8 protein-coding genes are annotated in these 17,945 nt (G+C 45.1%); all 8 read right to left on the bottom strand.

Going from position 1 to position 17,945, the window contains the following annotated elements; translation table 11 throughout:
- Window positions 1-501: 501 nt before the first annotated feature.
- The 8 genes from QK890_RS17300 to pckA all read right to left on the bottom strand — a co-directional run bounded on the left by QK890_RS17300 (window position 502) and on the right by pckA (window position 17,712).
- On the bottom strand, window positions 502-2,991 hold the full coding sequence (locus tag QK890_RS17300) for a glycoside hydrolase N-terminal domain-containing protein (protein WP_032539120.1): 2,490 nt from the start codon (window positions 2,989-2,991) through the stop codon (window positions 502-504).
- A gap of 94 nt (window positions 2,992-3,085) precedes the next feature.
- Window positions 3,086-6,133, bottom strand: a complete 3,048-nt coding sequence (locus QK890_RS17295; protein WP_250704414.1) for a glycoside hydrolase domain-containing protein — start codon at window positions 6,131-6,133, stop codon at window positions 3,086-3,088.
- Between the two features lie 45 nt (window positions 6,134-6,178).
- Window positions 6,179-7,306, bottom strand: coding sequence for a DUF5009 domain-containing protein (locus QK890_RS17290; protein WP_250704415.1), 1,128 nt, complete (start codon window positions 7,304-7,306; stop codon window positions 6,179-6,181).
- A gap of 12 nt (window positions 7,307-7,318) precedes the next feature.
- Entirely contained in the window at window positions 7,319-9,136 is a 1,818-nt protein-coding gene (locus tag QK890_RS17285) for a right-handed parallel beta-helix repeat-containing protein (protein ID WP_005781786.1), read from the bottom strand.
- Window positions 9,137-9,359: 223 nt separating this feature from the next.
- Window positions 9,360-9,836: a hypothetical protein gene (locus QK890_RS17280; protein WP_005781788.1), complete on the bottom strand. Its 477-nt coding sequence runs from the start codon at window positions 9,834-9,836 to the stop codon at window positions 9,360-9,362.
- Window positions 9,837-9,872: 36 nt separating this feature from the next.
- Window positions 9,873-11,726: a RagB/SusD family nutrient uptake outer membrane protein gene (locus QK890_RS17275; RefSeq protein WP_005822374.1), complete on the bottom strand. Its 1,854-nt coding sequence runs from the start codon at window positions 11,724-11,726 to the stop codon at window positions 9,873-9,875.
- Window positions 11,727-11,754: 28 nt separating this feature from the next.
- Window positions 11,755-14,910 carry a TonB-dependent receptor gene (locus QK890_RS17270; RefSeq protein ID WP_250704416.1) on the bottom strand — a complete coding sequence of 1,052 codons (3,156 nt, stop codon included), beginning with the start codon at window positions 14,908-14,910 and terminating at the stop codon, window positions 11,755-11,757.
- Window positions 14,911-16,104: 1,194 nt separating this feature from the next.
- Entirely contained in the window at window positions 16,105-17,712 is a 1,608-nt protein-coding gene (pckA, locus tag QK890_RS17265; RefSeq protein WP_005822373.1) for a phosphoenolpyruvate carboxykinase (ATP), read from the bottom strand.
- Window positions 17,713-17,945: the final 233 nt, after the last annotated feature.

Genomic DNA, 17,945 nt, shown 5'->3' with positions numbered 1-17,945 from the left:
CCAAAAGATACTGTGAGTTTATAAACACATGATAACCTGTGTTAACGAAAAATATTAAATGGGAATAGGGCGAAGATTAAAGCATACTTGAAGAAAAGATCTAAATGTGATAAGTTCCGTGAGAACTAAATTTCTTCTCTTTTTTTATTTTAGCAATGAGATTCTCTTAATTATAGAAACTTTCTTTTGTTTACTTGATTCTTTTTATTGAGATTTTATTTTTCTTCCGATTTTCTGTCTTGTTTGGCATTGTTCGTTTCTATATTGGAATGATACCCCTCCCTAAAATGGAAATGTTAAATTTGATACTTTGTAGATCTTATAAAAATATGGTAGAACAACAGTAATAGTTGGATACAGCCTGAATGGCATGTGTGTATGGGGGACTGTGTGAAGACTTTCTTTTATAAATAGGAATAACGATGTGACGAAATAATAATATCCCCGGAGGAAAAATATTTTTCCTCCGGGGATATTATTTTATCATCCTACTATGAAGTATTATTTGACGATCAGGCGATCGGCTTCTACTGCCAATTTATAAACTTTGCCTTTGCTTGTTTTGAAAGAAAGAGTTTTATCGCCATATCTTACTGTACATGGTTCACCGGCTTTCGAGAAAACGGTGGCTTCTGCAAGTTGTCCGTTTTTCCATGACATATCCACCTCAAAGTTCCCTTTTGCACAAATTCCGCTTATACTTCCGTCCTTCCAAGCGTCCGGTAATGCAGGGAGTAATTGGATGAATCCCATGTGACTCTGCAACAGCATTTCTGTGATACCTGCGGTACCTCCGAAGTTCCCGTCGATCTGGAAAGGCGGGTGAGTATCCCACAGATTATCCAGTGTACCGTTTTTCAGCAGGTTACCGAAAAGCTTGTAAGCATGGTTGCCATCTTGCAGACGTGCCCATTGATTGAGTTTCCATCCCATGCTCCATCCGGTTGCTCCGTCACCGCGATGTTCAAGTACCACTCTTGCGGCTTTAGCCAAGTCGGGAGTGGTGATAGGCGAGAGGGTATGTCCCGGATGCAGTCCGAAGAGATGGTTTACATGACGATGCTCGTCTTTGGGATCATCGATGTCTTTCGACCATTCCATCAGCTGCCCGTAACGTCCTATCTTGTATGGAGCCAGATGTGCCAGTACCTCTTGCCACTGTTTGCGTTCTTTGTTGTCTACTCCGAGTACTTTGCTTGCCTCGATGGCGTCCAGCAAAATCTCGCGGATCACGGCATGCACAAAGGTAGTCCCTTCGTTAATCGGTCCGTGTTCGGGCGAAGTGGAAGGAGCTGCCGTATAGGTTCCGTCCGGTTTACGCCATAAGAAATCAGTAGCAAACTGAGCACTGCTCTTAATCAAATCGTATCCGGTTTCTTTTAAGAATTTCTTGTCACGGGTATAATCATAATATTCCCAGATGTGTGTTGCCAGCCAGGGACCGGCCATCGGATTAAAGTTCCACGACATATCTTCGCTTTCGAGCGGGGCGGTAAATCCGAAGATATTGGCTGAAATGGATGCGGTCCATCCTCTTGTTCCGAAGTAAGCCTGTGCTGTTTTCTGTCCCGGTTTTACCAGTGTACGGATAAAGTCCACCAACGGAAGTGTACATTCATTGAGGTTAGTCGGGCAAGCCGGCCAGTAGTTCATCTGTATATTGATGTTGTTGTGGTAGTCCACTCTCCATGGTCCATCTACGTTATTGTGCCAGATACCTTGCAGGTTGGCAGGCATGTTACCCGGTCTCGAACTGGCGATAAGTAAGTAGCGTCCGAACTGATAATAGAGTTCTTCCAGATAAAAGTCCGGTTGTCCTTTCCGGTAGTTTTGCAAACGCTTGGCTGTAGGCAGATTGGCACTTTGCTGATCCGGATTCAACTGCAACTTCACCCGGTTGAACAAGGCGGCGTAGTCATCATAATGTTGCTTGAACAATACATCATATCCCATGCTTACGGCATTGTCCATCCATTGGCGGGTGGTTTCGGCAGGGTTTACTCCTACATATGTTTTGGGATCCTTGAAGTCCGGATCAAAGTTTATTTTATAGTCCGTATCCGCAGTGATGAGGAATACTGCTTCGTCCGCGTCTTTTACGGTTATTTTTCCGTCTGCGTTTGACAATGTTCCGCCTTTAGTGGTGGCATGGATGCGTACAACATACTGCATACCGTTGTTGTCCAGGTGGGCGGTGTATGTGAGTCCGTTACTGCCATCGGTTGTCATACTTCCCGTTGACACCGGATTGGGAGCATAGCTGAAAGTCAGGTTTTGCTTGCCCGGGCGGTCTGCCTTGAAACGGATTGCCATCACATTGGCCGGATAGGAAATGAAGTAACTGCGCTCGTAGGCTACGTCATCTTTCTTGAATTGCACTACGGCCAGTGCCGAGTCCAGTGATAGAATACGTTTGTAACCACTCATGTTCACAGCACTCAGCCCGGTTTCTACGTAAAATTCTCCCATAGTGGTAAAGTTGCCAAAGCGGAAAGGCTTTTCACGATTCGATTCGTAAGGCACTTCGCTATTGAAATTTTTACGTGTCAGCATTGCAGCCTTCTTCTGGTCTCCTTCACTGAAGGCCTGGCGTATTTCGTCCAGTACGTGTGCCGATTGCTTGTTCACATTCCAGTAGGCTTCTGCTCCTTTTGAGGTGTTAGGCCCCCCTCTCCAGAGGGTTTTCTCATTGAAAGTGATGCGTTCTGCCTCTATCGAGCCCATGATGTTGGCACCGATGCTTCCGTTTCCTATCGGTAAAGATTGTGACTCCCAGTTGGCATCCGGGTTTCTGGCTGTGTCTCCTGCACTTTCCGGTTTGTTCTCGCCTTTCCAAAGGTCGGGACGGCTTCCGTACCAGATAGCTCTTCCTTGCAGTGTGTTCGGTGTGTCGAACCAGATGGTGAGTCCTTGTGTGTAATCGGTAGCATGAACATGTGCAGCCGGCAGGGCAAACAAGGCAGTGAAGAGAAGTGAGTAAAGTTTCTTCATGTTTTTGGTGTTATTAGGATTAGTTAGTATTGGTTGATCATAGTCTGCACAAAGATAAAGAAAAACCTTGAATCTTGTGCAGACTATAAAATGTTTACTTTGGGATTATATAGATCAGCCAACCTTTTCGGGGAGCTGTCACAATCGGAGCGTTGATATCCCATTCAGTGGCTTGTTGCATGTCCGGAATCCCGGGTGCCATGAGTTTCACCTGTTGTGGATCCAGCCCAGTCTGTTCCCAGTCTATGTTCAGCTTTACGGTCTTCACTTCATCCGAATAATTACCTAAGGATAACAGGACTTTTCCCGGCTTGCGGTAGGCAGTGACTTTGACAGCTTCGTCGGATGTGGAGACGGCCGGGTGTTCTTCCCAGAATCCGAGCATGGCGGCATCTGCAATGCCGAATGAATCCCATACCTTCCATACCTGTCGCGGATCGCAGTTGACTCCTTCCGTATACCATGGATAACGAACGGTCATTCCATATTGCATTCCCAACCATGCGTTACCTCCTCTGTACAGCATGTCGCCTGTTAGTCCGAACGGAATACCTGATGACTCTACGAGCCAGTTGGCCGGAGTCATTTTATCATAAAGGAAGCTCTCGCCGAACCATAGTTTGTCTACATACGGGAAGAACTCCGTATATTGATTGGCAGGTCCCCTGGAAAATCCAGTATTCGAATGCAAGTCGATCAGGCATCCCTGTTTTACGCTTTCCATTGCCCGGCGCATTCGTTTCAGGATACGGCGGTCGAAGGAAACGTCATCCAGATAGATACCGTCGATATCCAGGTTCTGTACCATCCAACGTAATCCTTCTATATAGTAGTTATACCATCGGGAGTCTCCTTCCGCTGTTAGTATGGATGCATCGGCCGTGATACCCTGTTCGTTGGTATAGTCAAAGTGCTCGTACCACTGCGGTGTATAATCCGTTACGAAGTGTTCGCGGCACCAAGGGAATCCTCCGCCGTCTCCGCCTCTCAGTATTTCATGTCCCAAGCTGCGGATGGCCCATATCTCGGCGGTAGCGTTGCTTAGTTCGCGCAGCGTATAGTATATCTTTACTTTGCATCCCCGGGCATGCCACTCTTTGGTGAATTCTTTTATCTTATCGACTGTCAGGAAGGGATAGTTGATAAATGGGTTGTAGCCGTTTCCCTGATGGACGTTGATGATGCGTACTCCTGCGTCGATGTCCGCCTGTGTCGGTGTGGGTTTGGGGCCATTGTGATAATAGCGGTCCGTGAACTGGCTTTTCATATTCAGTGGTTTTACCGGGGTGACAATCATGGCAAAGTCGAAGGTAATGGATTGGCCGGGTTCCAGTGTACGTGCTCCGCTATATGCCACGGCTTTCACTCCATCAGCCTCTTTCCGTATAGAGAAGCCGCCCTTACCGCCGTTAAACCAGCTTTCCGGATAGGCCGGACGATACAGATTCAACAGCGGACCGCTGTAGGTGCTGCCTCTGAATTCACAGTGGATACCTGCATGTTCGTTTCCGATCCAGAAACTGTCGAATGGCCATAACCATTGTTGTTCTTTGGATGTGGGGATAGACACTCCGAAATTATTCACCGTTTTCTCGGGGGCATCCCATTTTCCGTCATACTGTTGAGGAGTGGCTTGTCCCGGAAGACCCATGCCCAGGAAGTAAGTTCCTATTTCATTTCTGACCGGCAGTACCAAACGGATATCTTTCACCTCTATTCGCTTTTTAGGGGTAATGGTATATATATAATTCATCCATCCGTCGAACTCCATGATTGCTTTGCAGTCTACGGCTACATCTTCATCTTCGGCTCTCCAACTTCCTGCGACATGGCCTGCTGTCTGTTCCGTCAGTTGGGGGCCTGCTTTCAGTTCTTTCACTCCGCTGTCCGTTTGTATCACAAACTGTACGGGACTACTCAGCACATCGTTATTCCACGAACGTATTTGTGCCGGTAATCCTGTGGTTTCGTCCACCGTTATGGTGCGTCCCAGACATCCGATACGGTTTTCTTCCATCGTCATAGCTGTGTAAGGAGCAGTGGGGGTGTCGGCAATGCCCAAGGTTGAATTCAACCATCTCAGGCGGCTGTATCTCCACAATTCACTGTCCCCTCTGTCGGGCAGTGGATTCCCCGTGATCCGTATGCTTACGGGGATTGTACCTTGCGCTCCGGCGGCATTGCTGATAGTGATAGTGCCCGTGTAAACGCCTTCTTTCTGTCCTCCGGGAATATCTATTCCAAACCAAAGGGCCTGCACTTTTCCTTCGGCTACGTTTACTTCTTTCTTGAAGGTCTTTCCGTAAGGGTCTGTACCTTCCACATTAAAACAAGTGATGGCGGTTGCCGGAATTATTTCTTCGCCACACCGGAGGGAAGAAGCCTGATAACCGATCCGGTCGGCCTTGTTTCTGGCAGCCCATACTCCGATTTGGAAAGTATAGTATTCATTGGGAGCTGCTTCTCCTCGAAACAGCTCCCCCTGTTTATGTGTCAACCATTTAGTGGGGAGGTCGTTGCGCATCCGGATGGGATATCTGCGGTCCTCTGCAAACAGATAGAGTGCAGCTTTGTTCCGATTGATGTAGTTCTCTTTCTCTTTTGCCGTGGAGGCTATTTCCATCGGGTAAAAACTGTCGAAAGCCTGTCGTGCCTCAACTTTTACCACTGTGGCTTGCGGGTTTCTCCGGGTCGTTTGGGCTTGGATCAGCCAGGTTGTGTCCGGTGTACTCTCTTTCGGAAGGTATCCGCCGCCATAGAACCCATATCCTGTTTGTACCCGGTAGGGCAAGTAATAGAAGTAGTAAGTACCTTCTTTCTCTACCGGACCGAATTGCAGACGGCAGTGTTCATTGTTCACTTCCATCCGGCGGATGTTGCGGACGGTATCTCCGGTTGCTGCATGGATAATCAGGAACCGCTTGTTGTCCACATCCTTATCCGGACGCCGCCATTCAAAGTCGAGAGTCACGACTTGTGCTGGTTTTTCTATTTGCAGTACGGCCCGGTGATTTCCGAAGGACTCTTCCCACGGGCGGGAAGGAACTTCGTACAGATAGTTCTGCGATTTTTGGGCTTTTATCAGCCCTGTGCCTCCTGCTATAAATAACAAGAGTGCGAGTGATAGTACATGTCTTTTCATACTTATAAAGATGGTTTGTTAAACGCTCTGTCTGTTTGTATGTGATTAGATCTTCAGGAATATCTTCTGTTTATACATGATCCTCAGAATAAGAAATACAATCAGATAATTGGCAAAGCTGAGCCATACCGGATAATAACCGCCCAGGTATTGCTCTAATCCGTAACTGACAGATGCTGCTATGCAGCGGAAGTTGACCACCTCCCCTAAAATATAGGCTGTAATTGAGTTCATTCCATATATTTTCAGCCAGTTCAGTCCGCGGCTGTGTCCTTTATAGTCTATCCAGTAATAGAAGGCACCCATCAGCAGAAAGCAAAGTCCTCCTGAGAAAAGTGTCATGCTGCTTGTCCACAGCCGTTTGATGATCGGCATTTGCAGACTCCATACCAGCGAGAAAGCCACCAGGGTTATGCCGATCACCAGCAATGTCCGTACTACTTTCTGGCGGTTATCTTTACCGGCTTTCATTATCTTTCCGGCAAAAGTACCCAGCATTACGGTAGCTCCGAAGGTGAGGCTGCTCCATATCCAGGTGTAGTTATAATGCGGAGAGAAGTTCCAGGTACCGTCTTCATTCCAATATACCCCGTCACGGAAACGTCCCAATACCAGCTTGTCTATCTTTTCGGCAAAGTTTCCTTCCGGTGTAAAGTCCCCCAGAAAGGTCATTGGGGCCCAGTAGATTAATAATAGCAGGGCAGTAACGATCAGTTGCCGGCGGAAGCTGCAATGCAACAGGATGATGGCGGCAATCAGATAGCCTGTAGCAATGGCTTGCAGGGTATTGGAATATAGATACAAGTATTTGGGGTTGAGGCCCAACAGATTGCCTTGTACAATCATTCCGAAAATAAACAATAGGATGAAACGCCTGATGATTTTACGGTAGATGGTACCCTTATCCGGATCGTCTTTAAACTTCGAGAAAGAGAAGGGCATGGAAGCTCCTGTCATGAAGAGGAAAAGGGGCATCACCAGATCCCAGAAGCGGAACCCTTCCCACACTTCATGATCGAACTGAGAAAGGATACTGTTCAGCCAGGGAGCGTTGAGTTGGTGTGCCAATGCCCATAACACCGGTTGGAAAAAGACGAGTAGAAAGAGGTCGAATCCTCGCAGAATGTCCAGTGACGCCAAGCGGGGCGGGGTGGTCGATAAAGGTTTGTTCATAAGTCGGGTGGGTTATTTAAGCGTTGTTTTCAGATGGTTTCTTTTCATGTTTTCTGTTTTTATGTTCCGCCCCAACACTTCTCCTTCGAACACGGTGCTTTCTATCACTGCATTTTTGCAGCCGTTCAGATAGAAGGTATACGGATTGCCGGATGTGGCGGGGAAGGTTCGTGTACGGGTAATGGTGTTATTCCTGAATAAGAGTCCTGCCGTACTTTTGGCATAGAGTACCGGACAATCGAATGTCTTGAAAGTATTGTTCTCGATACGGATGTTCTGATGAACCGGATGCGAGGCATCAACGATTTTGTTGGAAGGATGTATGGCGATGACGGCATGCCCCGGACCTCCGTTGTAGGCACAGTCTATGAAAGTATTCCCTTTGATCCATACATCTTTTACCGGTCCCGATTCATACCATCCCTCGGCATCAGCTTCGATCAGGATAGCACTCATTCCTGTTTTGTAGTACGTATTGTTCTCTATCACTACTTTTCTTGGAGTAGTAACCAAAGTACCTCTTGTACTGGTTCGTGTAAAGTAACTGTTACGTATCTCCACTTCCGGCGTGCAAGTCATGTTTTCTATACAATCATGGTTGAGTTCCATACTTGTCGGTATATCCCGGTCAAAGCGAACTTCCAATATCCTGTCTGATATTCGTGCTACATTCCGGACTGTTGCCCGGGCAAAGCGTTCCATGGTAGCCGCCCTGACAAAAGCCACTGTGTCTCCCTTGAAATAAGCGTTGAACCCATAGCTTTGTCCGTGCATAAATCGTAATCTGAGTGTTTGCGCATCTACTTTTTCAATGGCTCTCAGATTGGTCCCGTGCACATTTACCGGATCGTCTTGCGCTCCGGCAAAATAACAGCTATCGATAAGAATTTTTCCCTTGCATCCTGAAAAGTGCATCATGTCTGCTGAGGCTGCCAGTAGCCTGCCGCTTCCCGGGCGGGGGGCACACCTGACTCTGTCCATCGTTACATTCTCGGTATACTGGCTGACGATGCCTAACCCATGCATATAATGCATTTGCACTCTGCTTAGTGTAATGTCTTTGCTTTCGAGTATGAAAAGCCCTACCTGGTCACGGATTATATCACGAATGGTCAGCGTATTTCCCACTTTAGGCGTGAATCCTGCCGGGGTTGTAAAACGAATGATTCCGGGAGAAATCTCTTGGGCGGCAGAGTTTGCCAGTATATTCCATCCTTGGCTGTATGTGAAAGATTCCGTATCCGGGTTGTATTCGATGCAATGATTCTTGTTTGAACGCCATCCTTCGCCATACAGGTTGATTTTTCCATTTACGATTTCATAGCGTGTGTCGGGGTGTACGGATACTTCTGTTTCTCCTTCGGTCACTTTCTTATATTGAACCTCAGAACCTGCCGGCCGTTCAAAGTCGATATGCAGGTTGTTGATTCTTATGTGGTTACAATGCTCCAGAGCAAGGGTTGTCATCTTTCCATGATACATCAGTGTGGCTCCGTTTCCTTCGATGGTCAGGTCATTGATTTTGTCCAGCATCAGTCCCACAGTCTTTACTTTCGAAGGGCATTCCTGTTCTGTCGATGTATTTGAAATGAAGTATTCTTTGCGGGTAGCCCCTTCGGGCCAGATGTCATAGCGTCCGTTGGGGAGTGAAAGCACCTTGGCTCCTGTACGTTTACATTCATCAATAGCTGCCTGTATTTGCGTAACGCAGTTTTCGTACGAGTACGGGGTTGCTCCGAAATCGGTGATGTAGATGGTATCTTTCTGTTGCGCATAGGCGGTAGCGCAAAGCAAAGAAAATGCGGATAAGATGTGCAGATACTTTTTCATGGTATTTAATCTCTCGTTTTATGTATTATTTAATAAGATCAGTGACGGAAACTATTGAGGGATCTAAAGGTATATAATTTTTCTGAATTAGAGATCGGTGAGGAGTTAGATAAAAGCCGTTGGATCACGATTTATTCTCATAAACGCGTTCACCAACGGCTTTAAAATTAAGCAATACTTACCTATTGAAATCTGTGACTTTTATAAGCCATAATCATGCGGGCTATTTATTAAGACTAACTTTTATAGTCCAGATTTTCTTTGTACCGTCAGCAGCCATTACGCTATATTTATGCTCTTGGGTCCAATCGGCAGGTACACCGAACTTAGGTGAACCGTCCAATGGGGTGACACGTGCAGCAGTAGATATATTGACGTAAACCACGAGGTTATTCAATGATACCTTGGCGCGTTCAGCCTCTGTAAATTTGCCTCCTGCGGCAGGAATTGTAAATACGGCTGTAGCAATTCCGTTGTCGGAGTCAATGTCGTTTGTACGGTCCAATTCCTTTTCAGCCACAATGTTTTCTCCGGTGAGGGCATCCTTATCACCGGAGTAGAAGCGGTGGTAAGCGCCTACTTTGGTTATTTCCGCCTCTTCGTAGGCGGGCAGGTCTTCTTTACTGCATGAAGCGATGAGTGGCATACACATCAATAGCAACATGAGCCATTTCGTATCTGATAATTTGATTCTCTTCATATTACTTTTCTTTAGTTTATTAATGAAATACTACGTTTACCATCCCGGGTTCTGGTCACTGTCATTGATGGCAGAGTTGGCATTGATAATGCTTTGTGTAATCGGGAACAGGTAACGCTTCTTAGAGAATGTACGGTCGGCGTTGGTGTAACCTACGGTACCTACAAACATGCGGTGTCTGTCCTGGCTGATTTCAATAAAAGTTGCCGGTGAACTCAGTTCCGGAATGATGTCTCCTGCAGGCTTTCCGTGGTTGGCTTCTCCTCCGTACATGCCCCAACGCAACAAGCTCCAGTAATAATCACCCTCCAAAGCTAAGTCTACATGACGTTCAATCTTGTAATCGTTCCATGCGTCAGCCAGTGAAGTGGCAATAGAAGGAGGAAGATTGCCATGAGTGGTACGCGTCTGGTTGAATGTAGCTACCGCACTGCTCACTTTCGATGCATCGTATTTGGCCAGTCCGAGCAACGCTTCGGCTTTATTCAGCAACGCGCGGCCATAGCGGAAGATGACATAATGGTAATCCGTCGGATTGTTCCAAAAAATGCGCTCGGCATTGATATAGATATATTTGCGCCAGATGTAGTTTGTTATAGGGATATATCCGTTGCCCGGTGTTTTACCGTCTACAGCTGTTCTGTGTAGGTTTCCTCCCTTGTGGAGGGTGATCAGTTCATTGTAGAACATACATGAATCATACTGGATGGAGTGGTAGAAGCGCTGGTCGCGGTTTTTGTAGATAAAATCGTTGATCTGTACATTGGGATCACTGCTGTTTGTCCTGTATGCCAGACTGCTGGCGTCCAGTTCTTTGGCATCTACGGCCATGTCGGCTACATCGGCATTGGATAACGCGGTTGTATTGTTTAGAAACTGTGTCGACTTGTTCCATTTCACACCTTGGTTGGTGGTCTGGTCAATCACTAAATAATCGTCTACCAGGTTTTGAGAAGGCGAGTGTTCCAGCCAGCATTCAAACACCAGATCCTGATTAAAGAACGGACGTCCTCCGTAGTCCTCCAAGCGCTTGTTGCTTTGGTTAGGCAGCATCTCCTGCATAAGTGTTCCTGCACCATTTGTGTTATCTTTGCTATAATATCGTGCCAGGATGATTTCGGGAGAAGTTTTGGCGCCATCCTGATTGAACATGCTGCCATAATTGCTGTCCAGTGTGTATCCTTGTATACCGTCTACAGCAGCTACAGTTTGCTCAAAGAGTGACTTTTTACGTGTGTCGTCTGTGCTGTAGGCAGCTGCCGTTAAACAGACTTCTGATTTCAACGCACGCGCGGCATTGGCATTGATACGTCCCTGCAAGGATGATTCGGGCAATCCTGCGATGGCATCGTCTATATCTTTCAGAATCAAATCGTATGTTTTGTCGATAGATTCTGTGAGAGGCAGGTTGAATTCATCGGTTTCTGCCAGTACATGGTCAACCCAGATTACGCGTCCGCAATGTTTGGCAATGTAATAATAGGTCATGGCACGCAGCATTTTTCCTTCGGCTACCAGTGCTTTTTTATCAGCATCGGACAGGCCTGTAGACGCTTGCGATTTTTCGATGATCAGATTACATCGGCGGATGGTACCGAACTGGTTGAATCCCCATCCCCAGTCGCGGTTCATAAGGTCTCTGGCTTCATTCGGGCAATTTTGCCGCATGACCGAGTTTAGAGTCCATTGCTCTTCGGTACGGATATCGTGGTAGAATGGCAGGACGTTGTTGTAAGTTTGCAATACAAAGGCGTCCGCTGTTGATTTCAGACTCCAGACAAGGTCTTCCGAATAAGATTCCATAGGCTTCGTATCCAGGAAGTGTTCACAGCTCTGGAGTGTCAGTGCTGCGCAAAAGAGCGCGGGAGTGATGTATTTTATGAATTTCATATATTGTCTTCTTTTTAAGTTCATATTATTAGAATCCTACATTGACACTGATGGAGTATACTCTTGAAACCGGATAGGTATAAAGGTTTCCGTCACCGATTTCCGGGTCGATATCGAACTTATTCGCTTTACTGAAAGTCAATAAGTTATAACCATTCAGAGAAACGTTGCATTTATTCATCCATGCTACTCTTTTCAGTAATTTATGTTTGAAATCGTAACCGATGGATAGTGTCTTCAGACGAAGATACCCTGTGTTGATCAGCCAGAAGTCCGAACTGCCGTAGTTGTTACTGCCATTGTAGCTTGCCGTACTTCTCAAACGTGGATAGCGGGCTCCCGTATTATTCGGAGTCCATACATCGGTCTGGAAGTCATAGATAACAGGGGGATAGCCGCTGCCGCTTTGGCTTCCTTGGATCATACCACCCATGTAGAGATCGGCCGGAGTGGCTCCCTGCCACAGCATGTTCATGAACCAACCCTTATAGTTTAAGTCGGCACTGAAACCATATTGACCGCGAGGCATACTGTTTTTACCGATACGGTGTTGGTCGGAGCCATCAATGATACCGTCACCGTTGAAGTCATTGTATTTCAGGTCTCCTGCACCCAGGTTGGTGGAACTCTGTCTTTTAGGTGAGTTCATTATATCTTCCTGGTTCTGGTAATAGCCCAGACAGTCGTATCCGATACCCCAATATCCTTTGGCTTGAGTCGTGCGTTTGTATGGGTTTTTGGTATCTGTCTCCGCTTCATTCGGGTTGATATTCCAGTATTGGTCAAAGTAAGTAAAATTGCCCGAAAGTGTATATTCGAAATCACCTCTCTTCTCTTTCCATTGCAGAATAAACTCAGCACCCTGGCGGATGAATTCACCGTTTGACTTTACTTTGGGTAATGCGATACCCAACGGGTCAGTATAAGCTACTGCTGACGGAGAGGTCAGATAACCTTTGGTACTTTTGCGGAAATAGTCTACAGAACCAGAAAGACGGTTGTTGAGCGATCCGAAGTCGAAGCCGATATTGAAGTCACGGGTGGTGTACCACGTAATATCTTTGCTTACCAGAGCGCCTTCGGAAAATCCCGGATACCAGCTTCCGTTCAGCAGGTAACCACGATCATTTAGTCCGTATGATTGGAGGTAGGCATAGCGTCCGATAGCGTCTGAACCGATCTCTCCATAAGAAGCTCTCACTTTGAACTGATCGAAGATATGACGGTCCTTTAATGTCTTCCAGAAACTTTCTTCCGAGATGACCCATGCAAGAGATCCGGCATAGAATGTTCCCCAGCGTTTGCCTCGGGGGAAGTTGTCGCTACCGTCGTAACGGAGACTAACTTCGGCCACATATTTGCTGGCATAGTCGTATTTCAGTCGGGCTACTACACCGGCACGTGCTTGTTCCCCTTCCGAAGAACTGTTTTTGGCTGTAGATACAGGACCTGCACCGATTTGGTCTACATCCAGCAAATACTCTTCGCGGGATAATGATGAGTCGTCAGTGAAGAGTTTGTAAGCTTCGATACCGGCTGTGGCGCTGATCGTGTGTACCTGATTGAAAGTGCGGTCGTAATTGGCAAAACCTTGCACGGTGTACGATGACCAGTTTGAGTAAGACTTACTCAGTGAAGGTTTGCCCGGATCGTTGGGATTGCCGTCCCAGTCATATGCTAAAGGTGATTTTTTCCAGCTCTTTGACTTGTCGTTGTTGATGCGGTAGTTACCCAGTGCTTTTAATCGCAGGCCCGGTACATAAGGTACACTCCATTCCAGTGCGAGGTTAGCTATGGCACTGAGGTTTTCGTTCTTAGTGTATCCGGCTTCGGGGGAGATTTCCATCAATGGGTTGTCCGGCGTGTTGAATATCTGTCCGTTCGGATTATAAGCTATTTCCCAGGGAGCTTTATTCTGGATATGTCCCCAGGTGTGATAATAGCTGTCTCCTGATTTGGCATTGGGCGATCTTAAGTCCGTCTTATAAGCTTCGATGCTGGAAGTAACTTTCAAGCCTATTTCTTTGAAGTCCGCTACAATGTTTGTACGGAAGTTATAGCGTTTGAAGCTGTTTACGTCGAACTTATAGAGTGACTTCTGATCGTAGAATCCCAGTGAAGTGTATGCTTTTATCTTTTCACTACCACCGGTAACGGTCAGGGTATGCTGCATTTCCGGTGCGAAGTTCTTCAAACAGAGTTTTTGCCAGTCTGTATTGGGGTACTTACGTGGATCTGACCCGTTACGGAACAATTCTAGCTCGGCATCCGTATAAGCCGGTGCCAATCCGTCATTGGTCATACTCATGTTCTTGTAGAAGGCTGCATCGTGAGCATCCAGTTTATTGGGCATATTGGCAGGCTGGCTCCAGTTATAGTTAAAGTTATAGTTGACGCTCATTTTTCCTGCTTTACCTTGCTTGGTGACTATCATTACAATACCATTGGCGGCACGTGCTCCGTAAACGGCAGTAGAAGCGGCGTCTTTCAAAATCGTGATCTGTTCGATATCCTCAGCATTCAGATTGCGGAAATCGCGTTCTTCCGAGATAACATCGTCGATTACATATAGAGGAGTACCTCCACCGCGGATAGAGATACTGGAGAAATTGTTCAGACCTCCACCGCTGGTTGTAACCAATAGACCCGGCGCACGTCCCGCCAGGCTTTGGGTGATGTTTGCCGTTGGTGCTTTGATGATGTCTTCGGTGTTGACACTGGCAATGGCAGCAGTGGTTTTACGTTTGGAAGTCGTGCCATAACCTACCACGATGACTTCATCTAATGTCTTGGTGTCTTCTTCCATGGTGATACGCAAATCTCTGGACTTTCCAATAGCGATTTCCAACGGTTTGTATCCGATGTAGCTGATTTCAAGTACGGCCTTGCGGGGAGCATTGGACAGAGTGAATTCTCCTTCCAGGTTGGTAATGGTGCCGATAGTGCTTCCTTGTACTTTTACAGAGGCACCGATAATGGCTTCTCCGTTTTCATCGACTATTTTACCTGTGAGTTTCTCCGTTTTACTCTGCTGTGTGGCTGTAACAGCATATGTTTCATAAGTGTCTGCTACGGCAACTTGTGATGTCGTGCAGAATAACAGGAGACTGATGCCTGCTATTTTCAAAAAGTGCATTTCTCGAGGGCATGTGAGCTTCGGAAACAGGTTAGTTCTTTTTGTCATACATTAAATTATTCGGTTAAACATAAAAATGTGATTTGGAGGATATAGATCAGACTGTCTAATCTACATCGATTTGGGAGGATTCTTTCAGGTTCTCATAGGCATTAGCTTTTGGTTTATAATATTAAGTCTGTTCAATAACCTTGCTGAACTATGCTGATTGTTATCTGGAAAAAATAGAGCTAAATGAGATAGGTTCTTTCAGTACTTTTACCATCTGTATTAGATTGATTATTAATGGTGTACTAAGTGGAGTGTAAAACGGTGAAGATGCTTGGCCGAATATTTTAATGCTTTTGAGTGGGAGGTATAATACCTATTTTCTACCTTTTACTTATATATGTATCTGGAATATAGTTGATTATTGTTTATGGGAAGAGTTGTGAACGCTATCCGCATGTTTCTTCTGCCATTTCAGTGCTAACCGAATAAATGAAAATCTTAATAATATTAAATGTTTATTATGTAAATTACGTTGGTATAAAAAAAATATAGTAAAAAGTTGTAGGGATATTAACTTATTGTTATCTTTGACCCCATAATAAATACTAATAATTGCAAATGCAATGGTTAACTGGTTCTAAGAGCTATCTGTTGTCTTTCCGTATAATTCCTAAGTACTGAAAGAACTTATGCTATTTTTCTGCTGAAATTTTTATCATTGTTTTTATTATATCATTTATAAGGGTTGTCGATTTTTTCAATGTGGTTTATCGTATTCTGAGAAATTAGATAATTCCGTTCTTTCCGCAAATATCATTTTTGCAAGATTTATTCCGTATCCATATCGGAGGCTTGTATCGGTCAGCTAACGTTTTTTTCTATCTCCAAGCGGGGGCCTACTTATCAGAACGACAATTATGTCTTTGAGAAAAGAATGGCGATATATTTAAAGAATAGGGCTTGTTTTTTATCTGATATCTTGAAAATCAGCAAAATGGAGTGTGAGATTTTTGATATTGAAACGTTTGTTTTAACACCTTGTTAAAACAAGCGTTCTGCTAACAAATAACAAGTCTTTTACAAGCAGAAGACTTGTTGTTTGCATATAGGAAAAAAGTAATATGAAAACGGTATTAACAATGTTAATTAAGAAAAGATGCTAATCGGTGGATTTTGTAGTACAGGATAAAAAGAAAGGCGGCTCCTTGCGGAGTCGCCTTTCGGTTATTTAAAGTTGTTAACTTTGTCTGATTAAAGTTTCGGACCAGCAGCAACCAACTTCTTACCAGCTTCGTTTCCAGTGAACTTAGAGAAGTTCTTGATGAAACGACCTGCAAGATCTTTTGCTTTTTCGTCCCACTGTGCAGGATCAGCATAAGTATCGCGAGGATCAAGGATCTTCGGATCAACACCCGGAAGTTCTGTCGGAACAACAAAGTCGAAGTAAGGGATAACCTTAGTAGGAGCTTTGTCGATAGAACCGTCAAGGATAGCGTCAATGATACCACGAGTATCTTTGATAGAGATACGTTTGCCGGTACCGTTCCAGCCTGTGTTAACCAAATATGCTTTTGCACCGGTCTTCTGCATCTTCTTAACCAGTTCTTCTCCGTATTTAGTCGGGTGCAGTGACAAGAAAGCAGCACCGAAGCAAGCAGAGAATGTCGGAGTCGGTTCAGTGATACCACGTTCTGTACCAGCCAATTTAGCTGTAAATCCAGACAGGAAGTAGTACTGAGTCTGTTCCGGGTTCAGGATAGATACCGGAGGCAATACACCGAATGCGTCAGCTGACAAGAAGATAACTTGTTTTGCGTGAGGACCTTTAGACACCGGTTTAACGATGTTTTCGATGTGGTAGATAGGATAAGAAACACGAGTGTTTTCTGTTACTGATTTGTCAGCGAAGTTGATTTCACCTTCAGCGTTTACAGTACAGTTTTCCAACAGAGCGTCGCGTTTGATAGCGTTCCAGATGTCCGGTTCGCTTTCTTTGTCAAGGTTGATAACCTTAGCATAGCAACCACCTTCGAAGTTGAATACACCTTCATCGTCCCATCCGTGTTCGTCGTCACCAATCAACAGACGTTTCGGGTCAGTAGACAAAGTTGTTTTACCTGTACCGGACAGACCGAAGAAAATAGCTGAGCTCTTACCTTCTTTATCTGTGTTAGCAGAGCAGTGCATAGAAGCCATGCCTTTCAATGGCAGCAAGTAGTTCATGTAAGAGAACATACCTTTCTTCATTTCACCACCATACCAAGTGTTCAGGATAACCTGGATCTTCTCAGTCAAGTTGAATACAACAGCAGTTTCTGAGTTCAGACCCAGTTCTTTGTAGTTTTCAACTTTAGCTTTAGAAGCGTTCATGATAACGAAATCAGGTTCACCGAAGTTAGCCAATTCTTCAGCTGTCGGACGGATGAACATGTTTGTTACGAAGTGAGCCTGCCAAGCTACTTCCATGATGAAGCGCAGTTTCAGGCGAGTATTTTCGTTAGCACCACAGAATGCGTCAACAACGTACAGTCTTTTGTTAGAAAGTTCTTTAGTTGCCAAATCTTTAACGGCGTTCCAGCATTTCTGGTCTACCGGTTTGTTGTCGTTTTTGTATTCTTCAGAAGTCCACCATACTGTGTTTTCGCTGGTAGCATCTTTAACGAAGAATTTATCTTTAGGAGAACGTCCTGTATAAACGCCAGTCATAACGTTTACAGCGCCCATGTTTGTTACTTGACCTTTTTCAAAACCTTCCAAACCCGGTTTGGTTTCTTCAGCGAACAATACATCGTAAGACGGGTTGTGCACAATTTCAGTAACACCTGTAATACCGTACTTGCTTAAATCTAAATTTGCCATTTTCTTTTGAATTAATTAAAATTGGTATATTGTTTATTATCTCTTTCTGGCATTTGGAGAGGAATGTTTTTAAACATACCCTTGTAAATCGACTACAAAAGTAATGCTTTCTTTGGAAACAAAGAATATATTAGAGAAATTTTTCTTTAATAGAAACCGTTTTATATTTACGTAACAATATCTGCAAACTGAACGTTGCAAATTGAAAGATTATCACTTACTTTGCACCGTAT

It is taken from the genome of Bacteroides sp. NGMCC 1.200775 (assembly GCF_040798045.1).
Classification (GTDB): Bacteria; Bacteroidota; Bacteroidia; order Bacteroidales; family Bacteroidaceae; genus Bacteroides; species Bacteroides hominis.
The sequence above is the reverse complement of the archived record's forward strand: the minus strand, read 5'-3'. Positions and strand labels throughout refer to the sequence as shown.